Origin of the sequence: Sphingopyxis sp., from assembly GCF_016463645.1 — a bacterium.
Taxonomy (GTDB): Bacteria; Pseudomonadota; Alphaproteobacteria; order Sphingomonadales; family Sphingomonadaceae; genus Sphingopyxis.
This window is the reverse complement of sequence record NZ_JAEMQX010000036.1, coordinates 21,726-32,662: the sequence shown is the minus strand read 5'-3', so window position 1 is coordinate 32,662 and position 10,937 is coordinate 21,726. Positions and strand designations below refer to the sequence as shown.

Sequence of the window (10,937 nt, the reverse complement as noted above, 5' to 3'; positions counted from 1 at the left end):
CGGTCGACATGGACCAGGAAGAAGTCGCGCTGCGCTTCCAGAAATATGCGCTGATTTCGGCGGCCGTCGTTGACAGGGATGGCCGTCTCGTCGGCATGATTACGGTCGACGACGTCGTCCACATCATCCAGGAAGAGGCCGGCGAGGATATCCTGCGCCTGTCGGGCGCCGGTGACGGCGACATCAACGAACCGATCCGTGAAACCTACAGCGCGCGCGTCCGCTGGCTGATCGCCAATCTCGGGACGGCGCTCGTCGCCTCGACGATCGTCGGGATATTCGGCGGTGCGATCGAGCATATGGTCGCGCTTGCTGCGCTGATGCCGATCGTCGCGGGCGTTGGCGGCAATGCGGGAACGCAGACGCTGGCCGTCACCGTCCGTGCGCTCGCGATGAATCAGCTCACCGATTCGAACAGCTGGCGCGCGATCTGGCGCGAAATGAAGATCGCGCTGCTCAACGGCGGCACGATCGCGCTGATCGCGGGAACGGCGACAGCCCTGTGGTTCGGCAATCCGCAGCTCGGCGGGGTGATTGCCGCGGCGATGATCGTGAATATTTTCGTCGCGGGCGTGGCAGGCGTTGCGATCCCGCTGCTTCTCGACAGGCTCGACCAGGATCCGGCGGTCGCAAGTTCGATTTTCGTCACGATGACGACCGATTCCATGGGTTTTCTGGCCTTCCTCGGCCTCGCGGTACTCAGTGGGCTGACGACGCTCTAAGGGCAAGCCGCTGAAATCCAAGCGATTCAGAAATTTCCGAAAAAAATTTCACCCATGCGATTTTTTTCGGGAACCTATCGGGCGCATTGGTCGTTTTCCATTCGAGCAGCGGTCATCGCCCCCCCGCAGCGCTGCTCAGCAACATTGGCCCGGCCCGCATTCCCTCCCCCCCCTCGAAGCGTGCCGGGCCATTTTGCATCAAATCCTGAGAGGTTAGAAAAATGACGAGTTTCCGTGCAATCCTCCTCGCCCTGCTCGCCAGCGTTCTGGTCACTGGCTGCAACACGGTGAAGGGCGCTGGCCGCGACATCGAGTCCGTCGGTCAGGCAGGCAGCGACGCCATCCACTGATCTTGAAGTTAACTTGCCCTAAGCCTCTTCGAGAGGCTCGACAGGCGCCGTTTCGGCGCCTGTTTTGCGTCGGCGCTGCGTGAACCAGATCGCGAACAGCGACATTTCGTACAGGAACACCAAAGGCACGGCGAGCAGCAGCTGGCTGAGGATATCCGGCGGCGTGAAAACCGCCGCGATCGCGAAGGCCGCTACGATCATATACCGGCGTGCAGAAACCAGTTGCTCGCGGGTCACCAGTCCCGATCGTTCGATCAGCATCAGAAGGATCGGCAGCAGGAAGGCGATGCCGAACGCCATGATGAACTGCATCGTGAAGCTTAAATAATTGCCGACCGAGGGCAAGGCTTCCTGGGTAATTCCGCCCACGTTTCCCTGATAGCCGAGCAGGAATTTGAGGGCGATCGGGATGGTGATAAAATAGGCGAAGCTCGCGCCGATCGCGAACAGCACGGGCGTCGCGATCAGGAACGGGAGAAGTGCGCGCTTTTCCTGCTTGAAGAGGCCCGGCGCGACGAACTTCCACAGCTGGTTCGCGATCACGGGAAAGGCGATCATCGTTGCCGCGAACAACGCGACCTTGATCTCGACGAAAAACGCCTCGAAAAGCTGGGTATAGATCAGCTTGCCCTGCCCCGCGCGCACGAGCGGCTGGACTAGAATTCCGAAAATCGGTTTTGCATAATAAAGGCACACGCCAAAGGCGATGCCGATTGCGATCAGCGACTTCAGCAAGCGCGAACGCAGTTCGACCAAGTGGTCGAGCAGCGGCATCTTGCCCCCCGCGCCATCCTCTTCGGTTTCCGTCTCCCCGGTCACGGCAGCGTGCCATCCTTCGGCGGAATCGCGTGCGTTTCGGGTGGCGGGTTGGCTGCGGCTGCCTCGTCGACTTCGGCTTCCGTGACGGCGCCTGATGTCGCGGGCTCGGTCGACGCCGTATTCGTCGCAGGCGTTGCGTTTACATCGTCGATGCGCGGAAACTCGCGCATGATCGCCTCATTCTGCTCACGCCACTGCTTCTCGAGTTCCTCGAGTTCGGCTTCGCGCATCATCGTGTCCAGTCCGGCACGGAAATGGCGGGCCATCCCGCGCGCCTTCCCCATCCATTTGCCGACGAAACGCATCGCCTTGGGGAGGTCCTTGGGGCCGATAACCACCAAGGCCACCACCACGACGAGCAGCAGCTCGGTGGGCGCAACATCGAACATCGCTTGAATTCCCCGCCGGCGACTGGCGATCAGAGCTTGTCGTGCTCGGCCGTCGGCGTCGACATGGGCGTGGCGTCAGGCGCGCGCTGGCCTTCGATCTGCTTGGGCGCCGGGGTTGGCGCATCGTCGTCGGCCATGCCCTTCTTGAAGCTTTTGATGCCCTTGGCAACATCGCCCATCATGTCGGAAAAGCGGCCCTTGCCGAACAAAAGCAGGACGAGAATCCCTACCACGAGCCAGTGCCAGATGCTGAAGCTACCCATCTCAAATTCTCCTTGAAGGGCTCATCTAGGCCTCTTCACCGTCTTTTACTAGGTCCAGTTCGCCCATCGCTTCCTCAAAAGCGAGATCGACCGGGTCGAGCAGGCCCGCCGCGCGCAAATCCTCGATTCCTGGCAGGTCCTTGCGGCTCGTGAGGCCGAAATGTTGCAGGAACGCGTCGGTCGTCTTGTAAATCAGCGGTCGTCCCGGAACCTCGCGCCGCCCTGCCGGCGCGATCCATTCTGCCTCCATCAGCACGTCGAGCGTGCCCTTCGAGGTCTGGACGCCGCGAATGGCCTCGATCTCGGCGCGGCTGACGGGCTCGTGATAGGCGATGATCGCCAGCACCTCGGCCGCCGCCCGCGAAAGCTTGCGCGGATCGTCGCGCTCGCGGCGGAGGAGATGCGCGAGATCCGCGGGGGTCTGGAAATGCCAGCGCCCGCCGCGCTCGACGAGTTCGATGCCACTTCCTGCGTGGCGCGCGGCGATCGTTTCGATGATCGCTTTCACCTGCCCCGGCGTCATTTCGTCGCCGAGACGCCCGGCGATCTGCCGCGCGTCGAGCGCTTCGTCGCTGGCAAAGAGCATCGCCTCAATTGCGCGTTCCAGATCGTCGATCATGCTTGTGCGGCTTTCAGATAAAGCGGTTCGAAGGCGCCATCCTGTTTCAGGTCGACCCGGCCCTGCCGCGCCAGTTCGAGCGCCGCGACGAAACTCGACGCGATGGCCGAGCGGCGAAGCGGGCCGTCATAATCCCCCGGCAGGAAATCGGACAGTTCCGCCCAGTCGATCTTCACGCCCAGCATCCGCTGAAGATGGTGTAATGCCGCATCGAGCGTGATGACCGGGCGCCGCGAGACCATGTGCACGACGGGTTCGGACCGCAGCTTGACCTGTCCATAAGCGGAGAGAAGATCGTATAGACTGGCATCCCAGCGCCGGACCCTGACATCCCGCAAGCCTTCCGGTCGCGGGCGGATGAAGACGTCGCGGCCGATCCGGTCGCGCGCCAGCAGACGTGCTGCCGCATCGCGCATCGCGGCAAGCCGCTGCAACCGCAATTGCAGACGCAACGCGAGTTCGTCGGGCGACGGATCCTCGAGGGGATCCTTCGGCAGGAGAAGTGCCGATTTCAGATAGGCGAGCCACGCTGCCATCACGAGATAATCGGCCGCGACCTCCAGCTTCAGCTCGCGAGCCTCGGCGATGAAGGTCAGATATTGTTCGACGAGCGCCAGAATCGAAATCTGCTTGAGGTCGACCTTCTGGCCGCGAGCCAGCGCTAGCAGCAGATCGAGCGGACCTTCCCAGCTGTCGAGCGAAAGCTGCAAGGCATCCTCGCGCTCGGGCGCCGCCGGTACGATCTCGAAATCGAGCGGCAGCTCTTCCATCGACGATCAGGCCATCGCCAGCAGCGCGTCGCGCTGATCGACGAGCGTCGCGAACTCGCGTCCGTCGCTCCCGCCCGAAATCCGGTCCATTGCACCTTCCAGCCGTGCACGCGACACGGTGCTGATCGGATCGAGCGCATTCGCGATCCCGACCATATCGTCCATTTTCGCCCAGCAATTTAGCGCGATGTCGCACCCGGCCGCGATCGCATCGGCGGCGCGCGACGGCACGTCGCCCGATAGCGCCTTCATGTCGAGATCGTCGGTCATCAGCAGCCCGTGAAAGCCGATGCGCTGGCGAATGACGCTGTCGATCACGACGGGCGACAAGGTCGCGGGGCGGTCGGGGTCCCAAGCTTCGAAGATGACGTGGCACGTCATTGCCATCGCCGCGTCGCGCAGCGCCGCGAAGGGCGCGAGGTCGGTCTGCAGATCGCGGTCGAGGGCGGTGACCGTCGGTAGCGCCTCATGCGTATCGAGCAGCGCCCGCCCATGTCCCGGGATGTGCTTGACGATCCCGACCACGCCGCCGTCCTGCAGCCCGCCGAGGATCGCGCGCCCCAGCGCGGCTACGCGCATCGGCTCGCTACCGAGCGCGCGGTCGCCGATCACATCGCTTGCGCCCGGCTGGCGAACGTCGAGCAAAGGCAGACAATCGACAGTGATGCCGACTTCCGCGAGCATCGCTGCAAGCGCCATCGCGTTGAGGCGCGCGGCCTCGATCGCGCTGGCGGGCGCGCGGTCGTACAGTGCGTCGAACGCCGCACCGCTCGGAAACAGCGGCCATTCGGGTGATTTCATGCGCGCGACGCGTCCGCCTTCCTGATCGATCAGGATCGGCAAATCAGCGCGGCCATCAAGGCCCCGAAGCTCATCGGTCAGGCGCCGCAGTTGTTCGCGATTCTCGATATTGCGCCCGAACAATATATAGCCCGCCGGATCGCAGTCGCGGAAGAAAGCGCGCTCATCGTCAGTGAGGGTCAGGCCCGAGAGGCCGAAAATTGCCGGTATCATCGTGCGTCAAACTCCATCGATCGCCGCCCCCTCACACGGCAACCAGAGCGGATCATGCCATGACGACGGTTTTGCACCAACAGAGTCTGCGGCCAAGCGGGCCGAATCAGCGGACGACGACGCAATTTTCACCCGCGACGCGCAATTTTCCGCACAAATTCGCGGCGTTGGCCGCCGTTCCCGCTGAAACGCGAAGACGATAGACGGTGCCGTCGCCGACCTTCGCCGGCGAAACGCTTTTGTTGAGTTCGGCGAGATAGGCAAAACGCTTCGAGAGATTGGTCCAGGCCTTGGCCGCTGCAGCGTCGCTGCTGAACGCGCCGAGCTGGATCATCACGCCGCCAGCCGCCGCAGGTTTGGCCTCGGCGTCCGGTGCCTTCGGGGGCGCCGCCTTCACCTTATCCGCGGGCTGAGCCTTCGCGGCAGCCGCTTTCGCTGCGGCCGCCTTGTCGGCAGCGGCCTTTTTCACCGCGGCCTCGCGCTCTTCCGGTGTCACGGCAGGCTCTTCGGGCATGCGGGTCGGGTCGACCTTGCCTGCGGGCTCGGCGCCTTCACTTGCCGAGAAGCTCGCATCGCCCTCGCCCTCGAAGGTCTTCGCACCATCGGTCTTGGGGGCGACCTTATAGTCGCCCTGCTGCGCGGCGATCAGCTCGCCCTTGCCGCGCGCTCCGCCATTCTGGATCCACCACAGGCCGCCGAGCACGGCGCCGATCAACAAGAGACCACCGAGAACCATGACGAGCAGGCGCACGGGCGAAACCTCGCCATCCTCCTCGAACCCGTCGGCGGCTTCGAGCCAGGGTAGCCGGTCCTCATCCTCGAGACCGAGCCCCGTCTCGGCTTGTCCCTCGTCCTTCCCCTCGGCCATCAATTCATCTCCTCGAGCGCCTCTACTCCCATCAGGGACAGCCCGTTGCGGATAACCTGCCCGATTCCGTCGGCCAAATAAAGCCGCGTCGCGGTCAGTTCGGGGTCATTGTCGAGCACGATACGCGCCGACGGATCGTCGTTGCCGAGATTGTACCAGGCGTGGAACGCCGCCGCGACATCCGCCAGATAGAAGGCGATCCGGTGCGGCTCGCGGGCCGATGCCGCCGATTCGACGATCCGCGGGAATTGCGCGAGCAGCTTGATCAGCCCCAGCTCATGGTCGGCCAGCCGCGCGGGCGCGGGCGTCGGCAGGTCGATCCCGGCATCGGCGGCCTTCTTGCGAAGCCGCGAAATGCGGGCGTTGGCATATTGCAGATACCAGACGGGATTGTCGCGGGATGCCTCGACCACCTTGGCGAAGTCGAAGTCCATTTGCGCGTCCGCCTTGCGCGTCAGCATGGTGAAGCGCACCGCGTCCTTGCCGACCTCGTCGACAACATCGGCCAGTGTGACGAAATTCCCCGCGCGCTTCGACATCTTGAAGGGCTCGCCATTCTTCAGCAGCCGGACCATCTGCACCAGCTTGACGTCGAACCGCGTCTTGCCATCGGTCAGCGCCGAAACCGCGGCCTTGATCCGCTTGACCGTGCCGGCATGATCGGCGCCCCAGATGTCGATCAGTTCGTCGGCGGTCTGACTTTTCTGGAAATGATAGGCGAGGTCTGCGCCGAAATAGGTCCAGCTGCCATCCGATTTCCTGATCGGGCGATCCTGATCGTCGCCGAACCGTGTCGAGCGGAACAGTGGCAGTTCGACCGGTTCCCAATCCTCGGGGGTCTCGCCCTTCGGCGCTTCGAGCTGGCCATCATAAACGAGATCATGATCGCGTAGCCATTTCTCGGCGGCCGCGGGCTTGCCCTCGGCCTGCAATTCGGCCTCCGACGAGAAAAGATCGTGATGGATGCCGAGTTTCGCGAGGTCGGCACGGATCATGTCCATCATCGCGCTGACCGCCTCGGCGCGGAACAGGCCGAGCCACGCGCTTTCGGGCGCGCCGACGAAGCGATCGCCATATTCGACCGCGAGCTTGTCGCCCACGGGCATCAGATAGTCGCCGGGATACAGCCCTTCCGGAATTGAGCCGATATCCTCACCCAGCGCCTCACGGTAGCGCATATGCACCGAGCGCGCGAGCACGTCGACCTGCGCCCCGGCGTCGTTGACATAATATTCGCGGATCACCTCATGCCCCGCATATTCGAGCAGCGCGGCGAGCGCATCGCCGACCACGGCGCCACGACAATGGCCGACGTGCATCGGGCCCGTGGGATTCGCCGAGACATATTCGACGTTGACACGCCGCCCCTGCCCCATCGTCGAGCGACCATAATCGGGGCCTTCGCTGAAGATCAGCGCCAGCTCGTCGCGCCAGCTGTCGCCGGCAAGGCGCAGGTTGATGAAGCCGGGACCGGCGACGCTTGCCTCTGTCACCTCGTCGAGTTTGCCGAGTTCGGCGACCAGCAGATCGGCAAAGGCGCGCGGATTCATTCCCGCAGGCTTGGCGAGCACCATCGCTGCATTGGTCGCAACGTCGCCATGCGCGGGGTCGCGCGGCGGCTCGACGCTGATCGCCGAGCGATCGAGGTCGCCCGGAATGGCACCGCGGACGGCAAGCGCATCGAGCGCGGCACCGATATGGTCGGAAAAACGGCTGAACAGGGTCACGGGTCGGGCCTATCTGGGTCTGAAAAACTCTTGCGCGCGCCCTATCGCAGCTTGGCGCACGCGAAAAGCCCTGCGTCACCGGTTGGCGCGCAGGGCGTCAGGATGCGAACGGCGCCGCCGCGCCGCCGCACTACCTATCGTCGGACGTTATATTCGAGCTGTTCCTGCGTCAGCTGGAAGCCGACGAGCAGTTCAAAGCTCGCGCGCTGGACGGCCGCGCGCACTTCGGGAACGCTCAGCGGGTCGATCGCAGCGTCCTGATCGCCCGCCTTTCGCTTGCGGGTAATACGCTCCTGAATATCGGCGGGCAGCGTCGCGGCGGCGCGATCGACATAGGCCGATGCCTGTCCGCGTCCGGTGCCGCGAACCTGTCCTTCGGCAAAGGTCACCGAGACGTTGCCCAGCCGCTTCGCGACCACGGCGGTACCGCCCTGAAGCACGGTGGCATAATAGGGCAAGGTCACCGTGCGCGTCGGTCCGGCATCGCGGCGGGTCGCAACGACGTCGAAGTTTGCGAGCTGATAGACCTTCTCGCCCGTGTCGTTGCACTGGGGCGTCACATTGGTGATCGCGGCGACGACGTCGACCGCACGCGCATCGCGGCTCGTCGCGGGATCGAACAACGTCACGTCACCGGTATGCAGCGGCACTGCCACCGCCGGGCAGGTGCTGCGCGTCGCGGTGATGCCGACGCCGCCGGCGAGGTCGATTTCATTGTCTTTCGCGCAGCCCGCCGCCGTCGCCATGGCTGCCGTGCCACACAGCACGGTCAGGAACTTACGCGACGGGAACGAAATGGGCATCATGACAATCGAACTTTCCAAACTGGCGCACAAACCGGTGGCGGGACAGATGATCCCGCTTCATGCGCGCCGCTTCTTATCGGTGCGATGAACGCGGTGCAACAAAGAGAACGACAAAGCGAACGGGGACGAAGCGGCTTTACCCGATACGGCTTGCTGCGCTAGAGCGCGCGCATCATGAATGCTCCCGATCCGATGATGCGCGTGCAAGCCAGCGAAGCGGCAGAACTGAAGGTTTTGATTGCGGCGCCGCGCGGCTTTTGCGCCGGTGTCGATCGCGCGATCCGTATCGTCGAACTCGCGCTGCAGAAATATGGCCCTCCGGTCTATGTCCGCCACGAGATCGTGCATAATCGTTACGTGGTGGATTCGCTGAAAGCGAAAGGTGCGGTTTTCGTCGAATCGCTGGATCACGTTCCCGATGGCGTGCCGGTCGTGTTCAGCGCGCACGGCGTGCCCAAGGCCGTACCCGCGAAAGCCGAGATGCGCGGACTCGACTATATCGACGCTACCTGCCCGCTGGTGTCAAAGGTGCACCGGCAGGCCGAACGGGCGCATGAGGGCGGACGGCACATCATCTTTGTCGGCCACGCGGGGCACCCCGAGGTCATCGGCACACTCGGACAATTGCCCGATGGCGCGATGACGCTGGTGGAATCGGTCGACGATGTCACGGCGCTCGCCCCACCCGATCCCGAGTTGCTCTCTTTTCTGACGCAGACCACATTGTCGGTCGACGATACGCGCGACATCATCGCGGCACTGCAGCACCGCTTTCCCTCAATCAGCGGCCCGCGAGGCGAGGATATCTGCTATGCCACGTCGAACCGCCAGGACGCGGTGAAGGCGATTGCCCGCGAATGCGACCGCATGATCGTGATCGGGGCGCCGAACAGCTCGAACAGCCTGCGCCTCGTCGAAGTGGCCGAGCGGCTCGGCACGCCCGCGCATCTGGTTCAGCGCGGAGCCGATATCGATCCCGCCTGGCTGTACGACATCGCAACACTGGGAATCACCGCTGGCGCCAGCGCGCCCGAAACGCTGGTTCGCGAGGTCATCGATGCCGTCGCGGCGGTGCGCCCGATCGTCGAGGACGTCGTGGTGACCGCCGAGGAAAATATGATCTTCAAGCTGCCGCGCGGGCTCGAAGCGGTCTGATGGCGGTCTATACGCACGTCGAACCCGACGATCTTGCCGCGCTTGTTGCCCGATACGACATCGGGACGGTGGTGTCGTGCAAGGGCATTGCCGAGGGTGTCGAGAACAGCAATTTCCTGCTCGAAACGACCGGGGGCCGCTTCATCCTGACGCTTTACGAAAAGCGCGTGAGCGAAGGGGATCTGCCTTTCTTCGTCGATCTGCTGAACCATCTCGCCAGCCGGGGTTGTCCGGTGCCGGCGATGATCCGCGACCGCAGCGGCATGGCGATCCAGCAGATTTCGGACCGCGCGGCGTGCGTCATCCAGTTCCTGCAAGGCATTTCGCTCACGCAGCCCACGCCCGCGCAGTGCGAGGCCGCCGGCGCGGCGCTCGGTTCGATGCACCGGGCACTCGAAGATTATCGGGGCGCGCGCGAAAACAGCATGGGCCACCGTCATTGGCGCGGCGTCGCCGAAGCGGCGGGGGATCTGGATACCGTCCTCCCGGGTCTGCAGGCGATTGTCGACGACGAGCTCGCCTATCTCGATGCGCGCTGGCCGACGGATCTGCCGGCGCATGTCATCCACGCCGACCTGTTCCCCGACAATGTGCTGATGCTCGGCGACCGCGTCACAGGCCTCATCGATTTCTATTTCGCGGCAAGCGACTTTCGGGCTTACGATCTGGTCATCATGCACGCGTCATGGACCTTTTCGGCCGACGGCAAGCAGTGCGACCGACCGCGCGCGCAAGCGCTGATGCGCGGCTACGCCAGCGAAGTCGCGCTGTCGGATGCCGAGATCGCGGCGCTGCCGTTGCTCGCGCGCGGCGCCTCGCTGCGCTTCCTGCTGACGCGCGCGCACGACTGGATTCATACGCCCGCCGGCGCGCTCGTCACGCGCAAGGACCCCTCACCCTTTCTCACCCGCCTGCAGCGCTACAGCGCGCCCGACGCGGCCAGCCTGTTTGCCGTCGGATGACCGAAGGAGCAGGCAGGACCGTGATCGTCGCCACGGACGGCGCGTGCAAGGGGAATCCCGGCCCGGGCGGCTGGGGCGCGGTGCTCCGCTGGGGCGACGTCGTGAAGACGCTCTCCGGGGGAGAGCCGGATACGACGAACAATCGTATGGAGCTTCTGGCCGCGATCGAGGCGCTCGCCGCGCTCAAGCGCCCGTGCAACGTCGAATTGTCGACCGACAGCGTCTATGTGCGCGACGGCATCACCAAATGGATTTTCGGCTGGCAGAAGAATGGCTGGAAGACCGCCGCGAAGAAGCCCGTGGCCAATGCCGACCTCTGGCAACGCCTGGTCAAGGAGAATGCGCGCCACAAGGTCGAATGGATCTGGGTAAAGGGCCATGCGGGGCATGGCGACAATGAACTCGCCGATCAGCTTGCCAGCGACGCGGCGATCGAGGTCGCGCGGACGCGCAAGGCGTCCGCGCGCTAGCGA

The 10,937-nt window shown here is 64.2% G+C and carries 14 protein-coding genes; 5 read left to right on the top strand and 9 right to left on the bottom strand.

The window, feature by feature from the left end:
- On the top strand, positions 1–722 hold a 722-nt coding region (locus JHC57_RS09975), incomplete at its 5' end, for a magnesium transporter (protein WP_294029848.1).
- 221 nt (positions 723–943) lie between these two features.
- Positions 944–1,072 (top strand): entericidin A/B family lipoprotein, encoded by a 129-nt coding sequence (locus tag JHC57_RS09970; protein WP_294029847.1) that lies wholly within the window; start codon positions 944–946, stop codon positions 1,070–1,072.
- A gap of 18 nt (positions 1,073–1,090) precedes the next feature.
- On the opposite strand, the gene tatC is transcribed toward JHC57_RS09970, so the two are convergent.
- From tatC to JHC57_RS09925, 9 genes are all read right to left on the bottom strand, one after another.
- Positions 1,091–1,846, bottom strand: a complete 756-nt coding sequence (gene tatC, locus JHC57_RS09965; protein WP_294029849.1) for a twin-arginine translocase subunit TatC — start codon at positions 1,844–1,846, stop codon at positions 1,091–1,093.
- A gap of 41 nt (positions 1,847–1,887) precedes the next feature.
- On the bottom strand, positions 1,888–2,280 hold the full coding sequence (gene tatB / locus JHC57_RS09960) for a Sec-independent protein translocase protein TatB (protein WP_294029846.1): 393 nt from the start codon (positions 2,278–2,280) through the stop codon (positions 1,888–1,890).
- A 29-nt stretch (positions 2,281–2,309) separates the two neighbouring features.
- Entirely contained in the window at positions 2,310–2,543 is a 234-nt protein-coding gene (locus JHC57_RS09955; RefSeq protein WP_294029845.1) for a twin-arginine translocase TatA/TatE family subunit, read from the bottom strand.
- Positions 2,544–2,568: 25 nt separating this feature from the next.
- A complete protein-coding gene (scpB, locus tag JHC57_RS09950; protein WP_294029844.1) occupies positions 2,569–3,162 on the bottom strand; it encodes an SMC-Scp complex subunit ScpB in 594 nt (197 codons plus the stop codon).
- Positions 3,159–3,932, bottom strand: a complete 774-nt coding sequence (locus JHC57_RS09945; RefSeq protein ID WP_294029843.1) for a ScpA family protein — start codon at positions 3,930–3,932, stop codon at positions 3,159–3,161. Before JHC57_RS09945 ends, scpB begins: the two co-directional genes overlap by 4 nt.
- 6 nt (positions 3,933–3,938) lie before the next feature.
- Positions 3,939–4,946, bottom strand: a complete 1,008-nt coding sequence (gene nagZ / locus JHC57_RS09940; RefSeq protein WP_294029842.1) for a beta-N-acetylhexosaminidase — start codon at positions 4,944–4,946, stop codon at positions 3,939–3,941.
- A 106-nt stretch (positions 4,947–5,052) separates the two neighbouring features.
- The gene (locus JHC57_RS09935) at positions 5,053–5,814 is read right to left on the bottom strand and encodes an SPOR domain-containing protein (RefSeq protein ID WP_294029841.1); all 762 of its coding nucleotides are present in this window, start codon (positions 5,812–5,814) and stop codon (positions 5,053–5,055) included.
- On the bottom strand, positions 5,814–7,541 hold the full coding sequence (gene argS, locus JHC57_RS09930) for an arginine--tRNA ligase (protein WP_294029840.1): 1,728 nt from the start codon (positions 7,539–7,541) through the stop codon (positions 5,814–5,816). Before argS ends, JHC57_RS09935 begins: the two co-directional genes overlap by 1 nt.
- A 134-nt stretch (positions 7,542–7,675) precedes the next feature.
- On the bottom strand, positions 7,676–8,347 hold the full coding sequence (locus JHC57_RS09925; protein WP_294029839.1) for a hypothetical protein: 672 nt from the start codon (positions 8,345–8,347) through the stop codon (positions 7,676–7,678).
- 174 nt (positions 8,348–8,521) lie between these two features.
- Between JHC57_RS09925 and ispH the strand changes: the two genes are divergently transcribed.
- Genes ispH through rnhA form a run of 3 tightly spaced genes read left to right on the top strand, consistent with a single transcriptional unit; the run spans position 8,522 to position 10,934 of the window.
- Positions 8,522–9,502 (top strand): 4-hydroxy-3-methylbut-2-enyl diphosphate reductase, encoded by a 981-nt coding sequence (gene ispH / locus JHC57_RS09920; protein WP_294029838.1) that lies wholly within the window; start codon positions 8,522–8,524, stop codon positions 9,500–9,502.
- Positions 9,502–10,464, top strand: a complete 963-nt coding sequence (thrB, locus tag JHC57_RS09915; RefSeq protein ID WP_294029837.1) for a homoserine kinase — start codon at positions 9,502–9,504, stop codon at positions 10,462–10,464. Before ispH ends, thrB begins: the two co-directional genes overlap by 1 nt.
- A complete protein-coding gene (gene rnhA, locus JHC57_RS09910; RefSeq protein WP_294029836.1) occupies positions 10,461–10,934 on the top strand; it encodes a ribonuclease HI in 474 nt (157 codons plus the stop codon). Before thrB ends, rnhA begins: the two co-directional genes overlap by 4 nt.
- Positions 10,935–10,937: the final 3 nt, after the last annotated feature.